The following is a 17,725-nucleotide window of genomic DNA, read 5'->3' as shown; positions in this document are numbered from 1 at the left end:
ATTATTTATCCCGGTTGCGGTACAGAATCATGGCAAAAACAGGAGCGCCCACAAGCGCCGTTACTACGCCAATCGGCAAAACCTGATGACTAATAAGGGTGCGTGAGATCAAGTCTGCAAGAATCATAAAATGGCATCCGGCAAGAAAAGCAACAGGGATAGTGAGCAAATGACGATGCCCGGCGATCATGCGGGTTATATGTGGGATAACCAGCCCAACAAAGCCTACAGCACCGATGGCGCTGACGATTACCGCCGTAATCAACGCGGTAGTCAGCAGTAAAATAACGCGTACCTGAAGCACTCGCGTTCCAAGCGTCGAGGAGACTTCCATACCAAAGTTAAAGGTGTCCAGCGAGCGGCTATAGCAAACCACGATAAGCAACCCGATGATGACGACAGCGAAGCACAGCAGCGCATCAGCCCAGCGTACGCCACTCAGGCTACCCAGCAGCCAGAACATAACGCCGCGCGACTGTTCAGCATTGGCCGCCGTACTGACAATGTACGATGTTAACGCGTTAAACAACTGCGTACCGGCGATACCCGCCAGAATGATGCGTGCAGAGTTCACGCGCATACCACCCGATAACAATATGATCAGCATAAAAGCGGTACAGGCTCCGATAAACGCCCCGACACCCGTCGTGATGGAGCCGCTGCCAATACCAAGCAACATCACGCTGACGGCGCCGGTTGAGGCACCAGCAGAGATCCCCAGCAAATAAGGATCGGCAAGCGCGTTACGCAACAATGATTGCAGAACCAGCCCGCATAACGCCAGCCCTCCACCGCAGCTGGCCGCCATCAGCGCACGACTCATCCGGTACTGCCAGACAATCCCTGCTTCTACGGCGGGTAAATCAAAGTGCGTTAGCCCCAGACCATTGGTTATTGCGCGAAAGGCAGTCGCGAAACTTACCGGTATATCGCCGGTTGCCGCAGCAAGGATCATCATGACCGGCAGACTGAGTATCCCGCAGGAAATTATCAGGCTGATTTGCCAGTAAAAAACAGATTTGCTCATCATCTGGAGGGAGCGAAAGCGTTCATCTGCTGGCTAATCAGTTCTACTGCTTCTACGTTACGCAATGATGGATTGAGCGACATGGCAGGAACCACCACGATATGCCCTTGTTTGACCGCAGGCATTTCACGGGCGACGGGATCGGTTTCCAGGAACCGTTTTTTAGTCTCTACGTCATCGGCGGGATAAAGCCGTCTTTCCATACTCGCAATAACAATAATATCAGGCTGAGACTTAACGATATGCTCCCAGGTCACCGCAGGCCACTCCTCATCAGAATCGATGATATTGTTCAGACCAAGTGTTTTATTAATCCAGCCTGGCGCGCCTTTACTGCCTGCTATCCATGGATCGCCTTTCAGACGGGGACTTGAAAACCAGTAAACCACTTTAAGCGGCGCTTGCGGTTGCATGTGGATTTGCTGCTGCGCGGCGACAATGCGCTCAGACAGCTTTTGCTTCAGAGCTTCACCACGTGCTGGCACATCAAAAACGCGCGCCAGCGCCGAGATTTCATCAAGAATGATATCGATTGTGTAAGGTTTTGATCGTGCGCCATCGCCGTTGGAGGTCGCTGTGACTGTTTTTGCAGTACAGTCGGCTGGAGAGATCCAGGTCCTAATCCCCAATTGTTCAAATTGTTGACGCGTAGCCACCTCTCCCTGCGGGCCAACGTGCCAATTGTACTGAGCAAGAACCAGCTCAGGACGCTGGGCCGCTACGGCTTCGAATCCAGGTGCATTCTCAGCAAGTCGCTTTAACCCCGCCCCTTGCTTTTTCAAATCATCGGGTAATGCACCAAACCAAACAGCAGTGCCTACAATTTTATCTTTCAGTTCCAGCGCCAGCATGAGTTCCGTTTCATGTTGACCAATTGTCACCACACGTGAAGGTGCATGGTTAAAGGTTTCTGTAACGCCGCAGTTTTCGATTGTCAGTGGATAGTTGCCGGCAGTTGCGCCAGTCAGGGGAAGCAACAGCAGTACAGGCATCAACAGGGGGAAAGTGAGTTTCATAATTCCATATTCAAGTTATGTTATAACATAACAATATACGTATTCTAAAATTCGCTGTCAACGCATAGTCCGCCTCCTGCATATACAGGATCTCAGAAAACGCGTACACGTCCGCTTCTTGCTGATAGAACACCTCACGGCGCTTCAGACGATCCGTTACGTGCCACGAAGATGACATTTTTTAAACTAAACTAAAGTAGTTAGCGTTGCGTTCAAACGCATCTCACCCTATGTGATACGATAATTGTTTTAGATTGTTACATGGGATCAGATTTTGAATTCATACATTTTCCTTGCCGGGGCCATCGTAGCGGAAGTCATAGGAACAACCCTGATGAAGTTCTCTGACGGATTTACACGCTTATGGCCATCTGTAGCAACTATTGTGTGCTACTGCACAGCCTTTTATCTTCTCTCCCAGACCCTGTCGACCATTCCAACGGGTATTGCGTACGCAATTTGGTCAGGTGCTGGAATCGTATTAATCAGCCTTTTAGGCTGGTTGGTAAGTGGGCAAAAGCTAGATTTTCCGGCGATCGCAGGCATGCTTCTAATTTGTGCTGGGGTTCTGGTTATTAATATTTTTTCAAAATCCTCCCCACATTGATTCTTTTCTCTTGCTTGAGCAGGAAAAGTGAGTATGAAAATACCAAAACTCCATACGAAACGTTTGCTGTTAAAACCATTAGAAGCCGAAGATGCCTCGCAGATTCAGGTGCTTTATCCACGCTGGGAGATAGTTCGCTATATAGTATCCTCATATCCGTTCCAGACGTATTTCAGACAGTAGCGGCATGCGGCTTATCAGGACAGAAAAGAAAGAGTATGTCAGCGGTTTGCTGGATTCTGAACTCTGGGAAATCACGCGCGACGAATGGAACGCTCGTCAGCCTGGTTAATATAAATTATGGAATGTCCATAACTGAACCGCAGAGAATTTCTATTTTTGCCCTGCACCAATGGCAAGTTTATTAATCCTGCAGTTGCGATCATAATAAATAGATACGCAGCGAAGCCTGTCACTCGCGGGCAACATGAGTAATGCTATCTAATTTGAGGAATCCGGCATGACCCCCTTTCATCAACTGACTGCCACCAGTTTGCATGGCCAGCCCATCTCTATGGCCGACTACGCTGGCAAACTGGTTCTGGTGGTTAATACCGCCAGCCATTGTGGTTTCACGCCACAATATGCAGGCCTTGAAGCGCTCTACAAGAAGTACGCCGCGCAGGGTCTGGTAGTGCTTGGTTTTCCCTGCAACCAGTTCGGTAATCAGGAGCCCGGTGGAGCAGACGAAATCGCGCAAACCTGTCACATCAACTACGGTGTGAGCTTCCCGATGTTTGAGAAAGTGGAAGTCAACGGTGCCGCTACACACCCGGTGTTTCGTTACCTGAAAGACGAATTACCCGGCGTGCTGGGTGGGCGGATCAAGTGGAATTTTACTAAGTTCCTGATCGGGCGTGACGGCAAGCCGCTCAAGCGTTTTGCCCCCTTCACTACCCCAGAAAAAATAGAAGCCACGATCCTTACAGCGCTTAAAGTCTGAGCGCCCCTGTAATGCAAACCGCCCCTGGTATGCTCCAGTTCGCTGTCTGAATAAAAAACACGCTGCAAAATCAACAAAATATAATCAACTTGCTTAATTACTCTGCAATCGCGTGAGTTCAGGAAGAAAAATGCTATTTCCCTCTTGCCTCATTCGGTCTGTGCCGCTAATATTCGTCCCCGTTGTCACCTACAACGTTGCGTTCATAGCTCAGTTGGTTAGAGCACCACCTTGACATGGTGGGGGTCGTTGGTTCGAGTCCAATTGAACGCACCATCTTGCGTCCGTAGCTCAGTTGGTTAGAGCACCACCTTGACATGGTGGGGGTCGGTGGTTCGAGTCCACTCGGACGCACCAAATCATCTCTTTGATTTGGTGCTATTTCCCTTCAAAACTCTCTTTTTATCTCTGGTTTGTATCCTTCAGTTTTATCATTTTCCATGATGATTCAATAGCACTGCGCTAAATCATTCTAAGTTCCATGATCAACGCGTATCATTCATCTTCTTCGCATAATGTCTTTCGCCAGAGAACGGATACCATGCCCTCTTCCATCCTCCTGTTCGCCGCAGGCAGTTTACGCCCGGCATTTACTCCACTGATAAGCCAGTTCACACACCAGAGCGGAATAGACGTTAAGGTTGAATATGGTCCGGCCGGTTTATTGCGCGAGCGGATTGAAGCAGGTGAACCCTGTGCGCTCTTTGCCTCGGCCAATCGGGAGCATCCGCAACGTCTGCTGGCTCAGAAGAAAGCGGTTTTCACGCAGACCTTTAGCTGGAATCAACTGAGTCTGGTCAGCAATCGAACCGGCGCCTGGCTGGATTTGCTGCGCGACCCAACGCTGCGACCAGGTACATCAACGCCCGGCTGTGACCCTTCCGGAGACTATACCTGGGCATTTTTCGACAACATGGATGTACTGGAGCCGGGACTCGGGCAACAGCTTCGAACGCGCGCCATCCCGCTGGTTGGTGGTCGTGATACGGTAAAAATCCCGCAAGGAGAAATAGCAAGCGCCTGGATCCTGCGCCAGGGGCTGGCCGATCTGTTTATCGGTTACGCGCATTACGCACACACGCTGCGCGCGCTGCCCGACGTACATTACGTGGCTATCCCTGATGAGCACAATATTCACTGCGAATACCAACTGGCGGTGCTTGATGCGTCCAAAGAAGTGATGGCGCTGGTTGAATTCATACTTTCCCGCGACGGGCAGGCGTTTCTTACCGCCGCAGGATTCTTACCGCTTAACGACGAATAGAAAACAACGGCGCGATAAACGGCGTGTGGTGGTTCTCCACGCTAAGTTTTCGCAGCGGTAAGCCATAGGCCAGGAACAAATTTTCTTCCGTCACAATGCTGTCCGTAGGTCCTGCCCGCCATTTGCCTTCGGGGAGCAGCAGCAAAGTATGGGTGGCTATCTGTAACGCATGCAGCGGATCGTGGGTTGAAAAGAGAATGCTGCATCCCTGATGATGGGCCAGATCGCTGATGAGTTGAAGCACCACCTGCTGATTAGCAAGATCCAGCGCGGAACATGGTTCATCAAGCAAAAGCGTCTGACACTCAGTCACCAGTGCCCGGGCTATCATCACCAGTTGTTGTTGCCCGCCGGAAAGTGAGCTAAACGAGCTGGAAGCAAGCTGCGCAATATTTAACTGCTCCAGCGCCTGCGTTGCTCTTTGTTGATCCTGCTGGCTCGGTTGCGCAAAAAGCTTCACGTGCTGTGCTCGCCCCATCAACACCACATCGCTGACCGTATAAGGAAACGGCAGATGGCTATGCTGTGCCACAATCCCTATCCCACCGTTATTTTCAATACTGCCGCCCAAAGCAGGCAGCGTGCCGGTTAGCGTATCGAGCAGCGTACTTTTACCCAGACCGTTACGTCCCAGCACAGCCCAGATCTCGCCTTTTTGGCAGCAGAACGTAAGCGGGTCAAATAGCGGCGCGCGATACCCATAAGTCAGCTGATTTACACGCAGTGCGGCAGGTTTCATGATTTCTCCCGACGACTGGAGCGGATGAGTAAAAAAGCAAACAGCGGGGCGCCGAATAATGCGGTGATAATCCCCAACGGTATCTCCGCATGCATCAGGGTGCGTGCAATATCATCCACTACAATCATAAAACCGCCCCCCAGCCAGAAGGCGCACGGCAGTAGACGACGGTGATCAACGCCCACCAGCAAACGCGCCAGATGAGGAATAACCAACCCAACCCAGGCAATACTGCCGCTAACCGCCACCTGAGCGGCGACTAAAAATGCGCAGCACACCAAAACGCTGCGTCGCAAAGGAACAACCGCAACGCCCAGCGCTCTGGCATCTTTGTCATTAAGCGATAACAGGTTTATCCGCCAGCGTAGCTGGTACAAAACCGTCGCGGCAATACCGACCGGAATCGCCAGCAGCAGTACTTTATGCCAGTTGGCCGTCGCAAAGCTGCCAAGCAGCCAGAACACGATATTGGGTAACGTCTCTTCAGTATCAGCCTGATACTGAATCAAGCTCACCAGCGCGGCAAAAAAGCCGCTCAAAATGATACCCGACAGGATCAGCACCAGCGTATTTTCCAGCCCCTGCAGCGCAGCAATGGCATATACCAGGATCAACGCCGTCAGGCCGAAGAAAAACGTTGAACCCATCATCAACCACGGCGACAGACCGAGCAAAATAGCCAGCGTGCCGCCAAAAGCGGCCCCGGACGTCACGCCGATTATATGCGGGTCGACCAGCGGATTATGAAATACTCCTTGCAGCGTCGCGCCGCATAAACCCAGCGCGCCACCCGCCAGCAGCGCCATCAGAATACGCGGTAGCCTGACCGTCCAGATGACCTGACCGGCAATCCCTTCGGCATCGCTAAAGTGCGTCAGGTGATAAAATACCTCGCGCAACGAAAGCGGATACTGCCCGAGGCACAGCGAACTGACGCCCAGCAACAGGACCGCCGCGATCAAAATCGGCTGCTGGGGTAAAAAGCGGTTACTTAGCTGCATCAGACTGCCAGTTCACGCGATAAAAACGCTGATAATAGTCTTGCGCCTGCGCATCAACATCCACGTCTTTATAAGCATCCGGATACAATTTTTTGGCCATCCATAGCTCACCGATCGCCAACGCTTCCGGCATCGGATAGCCCCAGGCTTTAGCGTATTCAGGCATCAGCCAGACGCGATGATTTTTCACCGCATCAATCCCCTGCCAGTTAGGATCATTTTGGATCTCAGTCACCACCTGCGGATAGCGATCCTGCACAAAAATCACCTGCGGATTCCACGCCAGTACCTGCTCCAGCGCAACCTGACGGGCACCTTTCACACTGGCAGCCGCCACGTTTAATCCCCCCGCGTGCTGCATCATCAGTCCTGTGTACTTCCCGGAGCCGTAAGTCATCAGGTCGGGGTTAGCCATATAAATACGGACTTTTTGCGCATCCGGGATTTTTGCAACCGGCGCATTAAATTTTGCCCGTGCCGCAAAAACGTAGTCGATTAATGTCTCGGCCTGCGGTTTACGCCCAACCACGTCCGCAATCAGGCGAATCCCTTGCTTTAACCCTTCGTTGTAAACCTGCTCTTCATCGGCCATGGTCGGGTTCATTTTATTCTGTTGCCCTGCGGCGTCCCTACGTAACGAGATAGCCACGACTGGAATACCGGCGTTTTGAATCTGCTGGATCATCTCCGCAGGCGCATAGTTAGCGACAAACACCACCTGTGGATGAATCGCCAGCAGGCTTTCGATATTCACGCTGGTGAGGTCGCCCGGTGTCGGCAATGTGGAAATTGTCGGCATAAAGCGTTCAAACTCAGGCCCGAGCTGTTTTTTCCAGCTCGACATCACGCCAACAATGTCCTGCTGCGCATCGAGCTGGACCAGAATATTTAAGGTCTGGTGTTGCAGCACGACCACTTTGTCGATGTGATCCGCTATCGTGACCTGACGACCAAGCTGATCGGTGATCGTACGGTCGGCCTGGGCAGAAAACGAAAACAACATGCTGGCGCATACCAGCACAAAAGAACGGAAAGTAAACATGGGATACCATCTGGATAGAGGAGTAAAATCGATATGCATTAAATTATATAACGTGATAGCTGGCAACCCGTTATCATCATGCGTCGCATCAAATCCCACATTTAAAAGGGGTAAATATGGCGTGCAATCCCTAGCGCGCCAGTCTTTACACGTGGACGCTACTCCTGTGGAGGTAACGCATTTAAAATTCGCATCGCCTGCTCCTGAGTAAGCGAATAATCGAAGAACTGGCGATAAAAATCTCGCGTCACGCTGACCATATCCAAACCGCTAAACAGCGCAGGATGCAGTTTTGATGCAGCCCACTGCAGCTGCAGCGCACTTTCAGTACCGTAACGATCCCAAGGGAACACGCCCGCCGGATTACGCCAAACGTTACCCTGCTTAACCGCGTCAAGTTCTTTGAACAATGCCGCGTAGGGTGAATTGCCGATATCACCGCAACCCGCCCCGAGAATAATGACCTGCGGTTGCCAGTAAAGCACCCGCTCAGGCGATACCTCTTTCATATTGCCGTTCACTTCTCCTGCCGCGTTCAATCCGCCCGCAAGCGTAATCCAGGTATCGATCAACGTGTGCCTGCCGTCGACTTTAAGCGGATTCAGCGATTGAATATGGAGTACCCGTGGGCGATGGTTTGCCGTTAATCCCGCCGTTTTAGCCTGCACGTCAGCGAGTACACGGTTTAGATACTGATTGTAAGCCGTCGCCCGGGCGCGCGCTTGCCCGGTACCCAGCACTTCTGCGGTTGTAGTGACCGATTTTTCCATCGAAGCATAGTCAGTAAATGCCATTTCAAGAGTCGGGATGCCCGCCTGGCTGTAACTTTGAGCATCCCCTTTTCCTTTTGCCACAAACAGCACATCGACGTGCCGGGCCAGCAAATCCTCACTATTGAATGATGTTCCCCGTATCTGTAAGGCTTGTCTCAGGGAAGGATTGATTTTGAACATCCAGGGCTGGTTCTCCTCATGGTTCACCGTCGCAACAATGTTACGGCCAGCACCCAGCGTCATCAGTACCGAATGATGAGCAAACCAGCCATCAGCAATACGCTCAACTTGCATGGGAACGGTAACCGTGTGACCAGCATCATCCACAACCTGGCGTGTTGCCAGGGCAGGAAACGCCAGCCACACACAAAGCAGCCATGTGTGGCACGTTTTCATGAGTAACCTCTAAAAATCAACCTGAACAGAAATCTGAGCCTGACGCGGTGCGCCAAGTTGCGCGCTGGCAGCCCCTGCCCCCGTGTAACCGGTCAATGCGCCGGGAACAATATTGGTCCAGTAGTGACGATCGGTGAGGTTGGTGATATCAAACCGGAAGGTGGTTGGCGTGTTCCATAGCCTGGTGGCATAACGCGTGCCGATATCCACCGTGGTGTAACTCCCGACCCAGCTGTCATTGGCGTTATCAGTAGCCCGACGCCCGACATAATGCACATTCGTGTCGACATCCAGTCCTGGAACCCGTTCAATGGTGTAGATCGCGAGGATATTCGAGGCGAAGCGTGGTAAACCAACAACTTGCTTACCATCCGCATTGCTGGCCGCGGTATTATGTAGCACCGGATCAAGCCAGGCTCCGCCGCCTAACACGCGCAAATTTCGGGTAATATGCCCATCAGCCATCAGTTCCAGTCCTCGGTTTTTCTGCGTTCCGTCCTGGGCAAAATCACCGTTGTCGTTGGTATAGGCAAAGGGGCGTTTAGCTTCAAACAGCGCAGCGGTAAGCAGCAGATCCTTTACTGGCGCATATTTTGCGCCCACTTCAACCTGGCGACTACGGTAGGGATCTAATACCTGCCCGGCATTGCGCGCCCCAGCGGGTGCGGTATCGCCCTGCTGCAAGCTGTCCGCCCAGGTGGTATACAGCGTGACGCTCTCCACCGGTTTATACATCAGGCTGGTAGAACCGCTCATGCCATTGTCTTTCTGCCGGCTACTTTCATGCCCAGTTTTGTTGTAGTTACTGACGGTAAACAGGTTCTCACTACCGGAAAGCAGCAAGCTCCACTGCGGGGAAAAATGCAGCGTATCGCTTAGCAAAAACGCATGCTGAGTGGTCGTTGCTGAATGATAGCGATCGTTAAAGTCCGGATATGGTGGTCGTGGGTAGTCGGGATGTTGATCAAGAGAAGAATGCCCAAGGGTGAAGGTTCCCCCGTTTCTGGGATTATAGTTTTTCCATACAAATCCACGCATTCCGGTAGAAATGTCCTGCGTCAGCCAGCCGGTATCAATGCTACCGGTCAGGTTCGCTAAATAACTGTTGATGGTAAAGCGACTGGCCGCCGAATTGGCGGTTGTGGTGGTGTAATCTCCCCGATTATTCGTCAGAGTGTTGGTCACTGCCGTCGATTCTCGATCTGCGACCTGGTGTAGCGCCCCCAGATCCAGCATCCAGTTACCGTCAAAATCATGCTTAATATGCATATCGGCGGTGGTCGTTTCGTCATCATGACCCGCATAAGACTGACCATATTTACTGTTCGTAGGATTAAATGCCGTGGGGAAGTGAACGCCCTTCGCCAGGGCAAAACTCCCTGGCATGCCTTTTTCATAGTAATGGTAATAGCTGAAATTACTCTCCAGCACCGTTTGATCTGTCAGTTGAAAATCCAGCCCTAATCCTGCGTACTGTCGACGGACATGGCTATCGGTGGTGTAACTACGGCCCTCATCATTTAGCAAGTTAAAGCGATATTTCACCCGGTCTCCCTCATCGATTGGGCCGCTGAAATCCATCGACGTCAGCGTTCCCGACCCTGTACCTTGCCCTACGGTTACGCGATGTAACGGCGTATCGACAGGTCGTTTAGACACCAGATTAAACATCCCCGCCGGATTGGCTGGGCCGTACAATGATCCGGCTATTCCATTCAACACGTCTATGCTCTGGAACTGTTCAGTCGAATATTCCGTCGTGGAGACGGCGTTCAGGCCATCAATCATATGGTTCTGTACCACACTCCCCTGCATGCCGCGGGTTTGCGGGCGGACGCCGTCCCCCTGAACGGAAGGTAGGTAACGATAGGCATCTTTCACGTCTTTGATCTGTTGCTGATCCAGCACTCTTTTCGACAAGGTCTGTACCGACCAGGGAACATCAATCAGCTCACGCTCGCCAAGGCTACCTAACATTGCTTTTTTTTCACTCGCCGGCGGTTCATGTTTCGAAAACGAGGATTGTGACGAGGCGGGCGCCGAAACGATGACGGTATCTTCAGCATGCGCGGTTACGGCGGTGGAAAGACAGGCAAAGGTCAACAACCCAGAGGCTACTGGGGTAATTTTGTTATTTAACATTCGTTAATTCAGTTTGTTAGGTAGAAAGACTGGAGGCCACTAACGCAAGCGCCTTCTCTTGAAGAGTACAGTTGTTATATTTGTATGATAAATAGGATAAACTCAATCGATATGTATGTAAATATATAACGGCGTGTAATTGGTCAATTTATAGCAACAAAAAAGCCGACGGTGATGACGACCGTCGGCTATGAGTATCCTTTTGACTTATGGATTATTTGGTTGCCGCTTTGATGATATCAAGCGCTTTGGCGAACTGATCCTGCGGAATGGTCAGCGGGTAAAGGAAACGAATAACGTTGCCATATTGACCACAGGTCAGCAGTAGCAATCCTTGCTCAAGGGCTTTCTTCTGCACGCGCTGTGCGGCGGCGGCGTTGGGTTCTCCCGTCGTTGCATCACAGAATTCAGCGGCAATCATAGAGCCTAAGCCACGCACTTCGGCCAGTTCAGGACACCCTGTTTGCGCCTCGGTCAGAGTGGCGCGCAGTTGTTCACCGAGGGCCGCCGCACGCTGGCACAACTGTTCATCACGAATGATATCCAGCACCGCATGAGCCGCCGCAATCGACAGCGGGTTCCCGGCGTAAGTTCCGCCCAGACCACCCGGCGCTGGCGCGTCCATGATTTCGGCTTTGCCCACGACGCCTGACAGCGGCATGCCGCCCGCAAGGCTTTTTGCCATGGTCATCAGATCCGCTTTATCAGCGTAATGATCCATCGCAAACAGCTGGCCCGTACGGGCAAACCCGCTTTGCACCTCATCAGCGATCATCACAATGCCATGCTCGTCGCAAATACGGCGGATGGCGGTCACAAATTCCGGCGGCGCTACTACGAAGCCTCCTTCGCCCTGGACGGGTTCGAAAATAATCGCCGCAACCTGGGTTGGATCGATATCGGCTTTAAACAGGCGCTCGATCGCTTTTATGGAGTCTGCCGTAGAAATCCCCTGCAATTCAGAAGGATACGGCGCATGGTAAATGGAGCCAGGGAACGGGCCGAATCCTTTTTTATAGGGCGCTACTTTGCCGGTTAACGCCATCGTCATGTAAGTACGCCCATGAAAACCGCCGCCAAACGCGATAACGCCAGGACGGCCGGTATGCGCGCGGGCGATTTTCACTGCGTTTTCTACCGCTTCAGCCCCGGTGGTGAAGAACGTGGTTTTCCGCTTACCGTCGATTGGCGCAACGGCGTTGATTTTCTCAGCCAAAGACACATAGCTTTCATACGGGACAATCTGATAAGCAGTATGGGTAAAAGCCTGAAGCTGTGCTTCGACTGCCTGCACCAGGCGAGGATGACGGTGTCCGGTGTTCAGCACGGCAATCCCGGCGGCAAAATCAATGTACTGATTGCCTTCGATATCGGTAATCGTGCTGTTTTCTGCCGACTGGGCATAAAAATCACACATTACACCCACGCCACGCGGGGTGGCATCCAGACGACGTTGTTGCAGGTTTTTATTGTTCATTCTTACACCTTGTCCATTAATACATTTAGGTTGAATTACCCTTTAAATTTAGACGCCGTCTGGTACTTTAATCGAGAGCCAAATCGTTTTATTTTAAGGATCCAAATGCGTTCACTTGCCGGAGATGTGATCAAGCAGGCATTTAGCCAGCAGCCAGATGAAAAACTGCATCGTCGTCTGTATGCCGCCATTTGTAGTTGCATCCTCGAAGGTAGCCTGAAACCGGCTACCCGAATGCCTCCGTCGCGTGATCTGGCAGGAGAGCTGACGCTATCGCGCAATACCGTCCTGCGGGTTTACGAGCAGTTGCAGGCCGAAGGCTATATTTCTGCGCGTACCAGCAGCGGCACATTTGTCACTGACAGCGTGCTGGACAATCTCAACCTGCGTCCCAATAAAGAACCTGTTGCTGCCACTCTGGAGGATCACACCCGCTTATCTGCCCGCTGCCTTGAGCTGTTGGGTCATGCCAGCGCCAGTCCCCGTCAGTGGGGGGCATTTATTCCAGGCGTACCTGATGTAGAGCATTTCCCTCACCGGGTACTCAAAAAAATTCAGGACAGGCTGGCGAGACGCCTGCGTCCGGAGTTTCTTACTTACGATGCCGCAGGCGGCGTGAATGAGCTAAAAGAAGCGCTGGCAGACTATCTGCGAACCGCGCGTGGCGTGCGGTGTTCGCCGGAGCAAATTCTGATTACTGAAGGTATTCACCAGGCGCTGGATCTGGTGACCCGAACATTATGCAACCCCGGTGATAATGCCTGGATTGAGGAGCCGGGCTACTGGGGAATCAAAAATATTCTGCGCATCAATGCGGTAAATTTTTCGGCTATCCCGGTTGATGAACAAGGCATGGTCCCTCCGGAAGCTGGAGAGCCTGCGCCAAAACTTATTTTTGTGACACCGTCACATCAATATCCTCTCGGTTCGGTGATGAGCCTCAGTCGCCGTCAGCAACTTCTGTTTCGCGCACGCGAAACGCGAAGCTGGATAGTGGAAGATGACTATGACAGCGAGTTCCGCTTTTCAGGTCAGCCGATCCCCTCTTTGCAGGGACTGGAAGAAGAGACGCCGGTCATCTATATCGGGACATTCAGTAAGACACTCTATCCTGCGCTACGTCTCGGGTATGTGGTGCTGCCCAAACCGCTAGCCGCACCGCTGAAGAAAGTTCATAACGACCTCTATCGCGGCGGACATTTGCTGATTCAGGCCGCGCTGGCAGAGTTTATCCGTGAGGGTTACTACGCGGCGCACATACGTAAAATGCGCCAGCTGTACAGTCGTCGGCGTCAGACACTGGTGGAGCTTATCAGCCGCCAGCTTGGTGAGCATTATCTTGGCTCTTTCAGCAGCAACGCAGGGCTACACTTGATTCTACAGTTGCCCGCCGGAAGCGATGACGTTGTTATTGCCCAACAGGCGAACACACAAGGGCTGCTGGTGCGCCCGCTGTCTCGCTACTACGTGAATGAAGAGAAGCGCAGCGGACTGCTGCTGGGATTTGCCAGTATCGAAGAGCATGGAATGGCGGCGGCGTTTACACGACTGGTGGGTATTATCAGAGTAAACGCCGTATAAGCACTGCCGGATAGCGGCGTAAGCGCCTTATCCGGCATGCTGTTTAATGTGACGCTTTTTTAACGCCAGCCAGGTCTTCCTGGCTTACTTCGCCATTCCCTTCTCCCCAACTCTTACGCACGTAGTTAATCACGTCGCGCATTTCGGTGTCGTTTAACAGGCCACCGTACGCAGGCATCTTAAAGGAGACGTTGCCACGCGTAGTCGGTGTTTCTGCGCCGTGGGCAATCACTCTGAACAGCGGCGTCGGGTCATCAACCATGACCAACGGGTTATTGATCAAAGAAGGCGCGTTATCATCCGTACCTTTCCCTTCCAGTCCGTGACAGGTGGAGCAGTAGCGGTTATAGGTCACTTTGCCCGCCTCGGGTGAATTCGACCAGGATGCAGTAGTCGATGCGGTACGCCCCGCTTCAGGCTTCGCGCTTTTCAGGCTCAGCAGATATTGCGCGATCGCCGTGGCATCTTCATCAGTCAGATACTGCGTACTCTGCGTAACGACTTCAGCCATCGAACCAGAAACCGCGGCATGTTTGCTTTTACCGGTAAGCAGCAGCGATTTTAACGCCTGCTCAGACATTCCGCTGCCCCGCAGCGAAGGCGCATACCAGCCGTCGATCATCGCGCCGCTCAGGTACTCGGCATCAGCATTGGTATACGCTTTTTCGTTCATCGCCATGCCTCTCGGTGTATGACATGAACCGCAGTGCCCGGGACCTTCCACCAGATAAGCGCCCCGTTTTACCAGGGCAGCGTTGTCATCTGGTTTCGCATTCACTGCTGTCGTTGTTGGCGCGTCGGTAAACAACCAGTTCCAGATATGCAGTGGCCAGCGAGCGGAGAGTAGCCACGGAATAGCATTCTCTTTATTGGGTTGCGCAGACGGCGTGACATCATGCATAAAATAGCGATACAACGCCTGAACATCCGCGTCAGAAAGTTTTGCATAAGAGGGATAAGGCATAGCCGGATAGAGCGGATGACCGTCTTTGGCAATTCCCTGACGTACCGCCTTTTCAAAATCCTCGTATGAGTAATTACCAATACCCTGCGTCTTGTCTGGGGTAATGTTGGTCGAATAAATATCCCCTACCGGGGTAGGAAACTTTTTGCCACCCGCCATCGCAGCACCACCTTCAGTGGTATGGCAGGCCACACAGTCTGAGATTCGCGCGATATATTCGCCATTAGACTCCGCAGCGCTAACAGAGGCGGTAAATAAACAGGCGGCAAGAACGGTTACATTACGCATAGATCACCCCATATCCTTGAGTTCATTAACCGCACGCCATGCCTGGTCGATCGCCGTATGGGCATAAGCACTCCAGTCAGAATCGGAGTTAGCGATGGCGATGCGACCGACTGGCTGACGCGCCCGCTCGATAATTTCTGGCATTTTATCCATATCATCGAACAGCGAGTTGGCGTAATACGCATAGCCATGCGCCCAGCGGTTAACGGTAATGGCGGCGATATCGCGTTGATTATCAAAGCCCGTTGAGCCAAACATTTCCTGCAGCTGGGAACGAATCATCTCCTCATGCGCCGCAAATGTGGTCCCCAGTAAATAGGCTCGTCCCAGACGGAACTGCTCTCTGGCCGACAGGTTACTGCCAGGATAGGTAGGCACATAGACCATGTGAATGACCATCGGATCGTCCGGTGAGGCCGGATGTTGGTACCCGCCGATGCTGACCGGATAGTCGAGCTTAACCCTGCTATAGGGAGCAGCCGGAGAGTAAAATTCATGTACGCCAAGCTGTTTGAACGCCTGCCAGTTTTTGACCACCACGTTGGTGTACACCAGCGGTGCTTTCACGTTCAGTTTGAGATCCGCCTGCTGCTGTTCCGGCATCTCGGGCACCAGATACGGGATCATCATGTTATAGCCTGCCATGATGGTGTTCTTACCGCGCACACGGTGCATTTTGCCGTCACGCAGATAGGTCACCGCCACGCCATCCTGTACGTTGGCCGCATTTATCACCGTGCTGTTCAGGCGCAGACGCGTGGTGTTTTCTGGTAGATCCAGCTTTTCGTAATGCAGTCTGGCGAGAACAGAGTCTTCCATAGTGTTACCCGGTAGCGCATCCGGCAGCATATACCTGACTAACAATCGGGCCAGACCGGCGTTACCGTCCGGGAAATGGTAAACATACGGCTCTTCGAGGTCGGCCAGCGACTCTCCGTCCAACGGCGGTAACCCCATCCCTTCCATGCCGGGTAAGGCGCACGCCCTGGCATCGCTGCAGGAGATGCCTTCAATGCCGATGGCAAAGAAGTCATTGGAACGCTGCTGAAAATAGAGCAGCGCCATTTTGCTCAAACCAACTTTTGTTGCTAAAAATTCACTGTAGCTGTGGGTATCCAGCCATTCCATTTTCTCATCGACCGTCATCCCCGGAAGGTAATCGCCAGGACGTACGTGCAGGTCGATCAGTGCTTTTCTGTCGTTCTCACTTAGCGGGAAATCATTGATAAAGTCTTCAATTTTACGCCCATTGAGCCTGTCCGGCGGGATATCATCAGATACCGCGCGGCCCGGATCGCCGCTGACGATTTTTGTTTCGCCAAAATTCTTTTTGTCGAAGAAAACGCCGCGACTGAGTTGCCAGTCGGGGTAGAAGTTTACGTCAAAACTCTCTTTTAACCGCGTGACGCTGACGCCCACGGTTTCCATCAGTTTTTGTACCTCAGGACTGAAATTATGCGCGGGTGACTGGAATGCTTCGCTGCCGCCATAACCGAGTAGTTTCTTGCCCGAGCTGGTAAATTCATTACGTTTGGCATGCCCGCCAAAATCATCATGGTTATCGAGGATCAGGACCCGGCTATTTTGTCCGGCAAGTTGTCGCCAGAAACATCCGGCAGCAAGCCCGCTAATCCCGCCCCCCACTATTACCAGATCGTACTCTTCCTCAACGGGCAGAGCGTTTAGATCAAAATGCTTATGCTCGCGGCCTAGCGCATGCGCCATTTCAAACGATCCAGGATGATTACCCCGCAGCCCCGTCAGCGCGGGCGGATAATAGTGTCCATCTATAAATGCGTTTCCCTTTCCTGCCGCCCTGACCCATTCCAGCGGAGTAAGCCCCGCCGCAATAGTCACCGCGACGCCGTTGAGAAAATCACGTCTGGTAATTGCCATTAACTTTTTTCCTTATTGCTACACACTGCCCTTAATACGACACAAATAAGAGATATACCCCTTCAAATTATTAAAGGGGTACAGCCGACTACTTCACTGGCTTTAACTCTTCGTCCAGTTTTTTAGAATCATAATAGTCACCCTGCCAGGTGATTTTTCCTGCTTTAACATGAATATAGCTGACGCCTTCAAATTTGATCGGATTATTTGTCGGCGGACTCCCTGCCCATTCACCACTATTTTTTCCTGAAAATTCCCAACGGAATGCCACGGTATCTTCGTCGTAGACGGGTTTACCCACCATTTTCCAGCTCAGGTCTGGCACCGCCTTAATAAAAGCGCCGATGACCTCTTTTTCCGCTTTTTCTCTGCCGTTTATTGGTTCGCCCGCAGCGGCATCATAATAGACCGCATCATCAGCAAGATATTGAGCGGCTCGCGAAGCATCGTGCGCATTCCACGCCGCCATATACTCTTTCACGGTATTCAGCGAGGTGCTTTCTGCCAGGCTAAAGCCCGAGAACATCACTAATGAAAGCACCGCTATTTTTATGGTTTTCATCGTCATC

The 17,725-nt window shown here is 52.2% G+C and carries 15 protein-coding genes, 2 tRNA genes and 1 pseudogene; 7 read left to right on the top strand and 11 right to left on the bottom strand.

Annotated elements, in window-relative coordinates; genetic code table 11:
* Window position 1: 1 nt before the first annotated feature.
* Together OGV94_RS10010 and OGV94_RS10005 are read right to left on the bottom strand one after the other, a co-directional pair.
* Complete coding sequence (locus tag OGV94_RS10010) at window positions 2-1,027, bottom strand: FecCD family ABC transporter permease (protein ID WP_370638288.1); 1,026 nt, start codon at window positions 1,025-1,027, stop codon at window positions 2-4.
* Window positions 1,027-2,043 carry an ABC transporter substrate-binding protein gene (locus tag OGV94_RS10005; protein ID WP_080625118.1) on the bottom strand — a complete coding sequence of 339 codons (1,017 nt, stop codon included), beginning with the start codon at window positions 2,041-2,043 and terminating at the stop codon, window positions 1,027-1,029. The genes OGV94_RS10010 and OGV94_RS10005 overlap by 1 nt, the downstream gene beginning before the upstream one ends.
* 274 nt (window positions 2,044-2,317) lie before the next feature.
* On the opposite strand from OGV94_RS10005, the gene OGV94_RS10000 reads away from it, so the two are divergent.
* The 6 genes and pseudogenes from OGV94_RS10000 to OGV94_RS09975 all read left to right on the top strand — a co-directional run bounded on the left by OGV94_RS10000 (window position 2,318) and on the right by OGV94_RS09975 (window position 4,857).
* Window positions 2,318-2,650, top strand: a complete 333-nt coding sequence (locus OGV94_RS10000) for an EmrE family multidrug efflux SMR transporter (RefSeq protein WP_063941528.1) — start codon at window positions 2,318-2,320, stop codon at window positions 2,648-2,650.
* Between the two features lie 33 nt (window positions 2,651-2,683).
* Window positions 2,684-2,942: pseudogene (locus tag OGV94_RS09995) on the top strand (hypothetical protein).
* A 168-nt stretch (window positions 2,943-3,110) separates the two neighbouring features.
* On the top strand, window positions 3,111-3,593 hold the full coding sequence (locus OGV94_RS09990) for a glutathione peroxidase (RefSeq protein ID WP_043016478.1): 483 nt from the start codon (window positions 3,111-3,113) through the stop codon (window positions 3,591-3,593).
* Between the two features lie 199 nt (window positions 3,594-3,792).
* Window positions 3,793-3,869 (top strand) — tRNA-Val (locus tag OGV94_RS09985).
* Between the two features lie 4 nt (window positions 3,870-3,873).
* A tRNA-Val gene (locus OGV94_RS09980) sits at window positions 3,874-3,950 on the top strand.
* 184 nt (window positions 3,951-4,134) lie between these two features.
* Window positions 4,135-4,857: a substrate-binding domain-containing protein gene (locus OGV94_RS09975; RefSeq protein ID WP_075146098.1), complete on the top strand. Its 723-nt coding sequence runs from the start codon at window positions 4,135-4,137 to the stop codon at window positions 4,855-4,857.
* Here OGV94_RS09975 and OGV94_RS09970 read toward each other — a convergent pair.
* The 6 genes from OGV94_RS09970 to puuE all read right to left on the bottom strand — a co-directional run bounded on the left by OGV94_RS09970 (window position 4,844) and on the right by puuE (window position 12,427).
* On the bottom strand, window positions 4,844-5,596 hold the full coding sequence (locus OGV94_RS09970; RefSeq protein ID WP_075146097.1) for an ABC transporter ATP-binding protein: 753 nt from the start codon (window positions 5,594-5,596) through the stop codon (window positions 4,844-4,846). The genes OGV94_RS09975 and OGV94_RS09970 overlap by 14 nt on opposite strands.
* The gene (locus OGV94_RS09965; RefSeq protein ID WP_043016523.1) at window positions 5,593-6,597 is read right to left on the bottom strand and encodes a FecCD family ABC transporter permease; all 1,005 of its coding nucleotides are present in this window, start codon (window positions 6,595-6,597) and stop codon (window positions 5,593-5,595) included. The genes OGV94_RS09970 and OGV94_RS09965 overlap by 4 nt, the downstream gene beginning before the upstream one ends.
* A complete protein-coding gene (locus tag OGV94_RS09960; RefSeq protein ID WP_286523225.1) occupies window positions 6,584-7,639 on the bottom strand; it encodes an ABC transporter substrate-binding protein in 1,056 nt (351 codons plus the stop codon). The genes OGV94_RS09965 and OGV94_RS09960 overlap by 14 nt, the downstream gene beginning before the upstream one ends.
* A gap of 158 nt (window positions 7,640-7,797) precedes the next feature.
* Window positions 7,798-8,808 carry an ABC transporter substrate-binding protein gene (locus tag OGV94_RS09955; protein WP_043016525.1) on the bottom strand — a complete coding sequence of 337 codons (1,011 nt, stop codon included), beginning with the start codon at window positions 8,806-8,808 and terminating at the stop codon, window positions 7,798-7,800.
* Between the two features lie 9 nt (window positions 8,809-8,817).
* Window positions 8,818-10,950 (bottom strand): TonB-dependent receptor, encoded by a 2,133-nt coding sequence (locus OGV94_RS09950; protein WP_043016526.1) that lies wholly within the window; start codon window positions 10,948-10,950, stop codon window positions 8,818-8,820.
* A gap of 214 nt (window positions 10,951-11,164) precedes the next feature.
* Window positions 11,165-12,427 carry a 4-aminobutyrate transaminase gene (gene puuE / locus OGV94_RS09945; protein WP_043016527.1) on the bottom strand — a complete coding sequence of 421 codons (1,263 nt, stop codon included), beginning with the start codon at window positions 12,425-12,427 and terminating at the stop codon, window positions 11,165-11,167.
* A gap of 105 nt (window positions 12,428-12,532) precedes the next feature.
* Here puuE and pdxR point away from each other — a divergent pair, with 105 nt between their 5' ends.
* Entirely contained in the window at window positions 12,533-14,008 is a 1,476-nt protein-coding gene (pdxR, locus tag OGV94_RS09940) for a MocR-like pyridoxine biosynthesis transcription factor PdxR (RefSeq protein ID WP_043016528.1), read from the top strand.
* A 43-nt stretch (window positions 14,009-14,051) separates the two neighbouring features.
* Here the strand turns inward: pdxR and OGV94_RS09935 are convergent, their stop codons facing one another.
* From OGV94_RS09935 to OGV94_RS09925, 3 genes are all read right to left on the bottom strand, one after another.
* Entirely contained in the window at window positions 14,052-15,260 is a 1,209-nt protein-coding gene (locus tag OGV94_RS09935; protein ID WP_043016529.1) for a cytochrome c, read from the bottom strand.
* A gap of 3 nt (window positions 15,261-15,263) precedes the next feature.
* The gene (locus OGV94_RS09930; protein ID WP_043016530.1) at window positions 15,264-17,156 is read right to left on the bottom strand and encodes an NAD(P)-binding protein; all 1,893 of its coding nucleotides are present in this window, start codon (window positions 17,154-17,156) and stop codon (window positions 15,264-15,266) included.
* 88 nt (window positions 17,157-17,244) lie between these two features.
* The gene (locus OGV94_RS09925) at window positions 17,245-17,718 is read right to left on the bottom strand and encodes an ester cyclase (protein WP_043016531.1); all 474 of its coding nucleotides are present in this window, start codon (window positions 17,716-17,718) and stop codon (window positions 17,245-17,247) included.
* Between the last annotated feature and the right edge of the window lie 7 nt (window positions 17,719-17,725).

Origin of the sequence: Citrobacter sp. Ce006 (genome assembly GCF_030336535.1) — a bacterium.
GTDB classification, from domain to species: domain Bacteria; phylum Pseudomonadota; class Gammaproteobacteria; order Enterobacterales; family Enterobacteriaceae; genus Citrobacter; species Citrobacter europaeus.
This window is presented reverse-complemented; position numbering and strand designations above follow the sequence as displayed.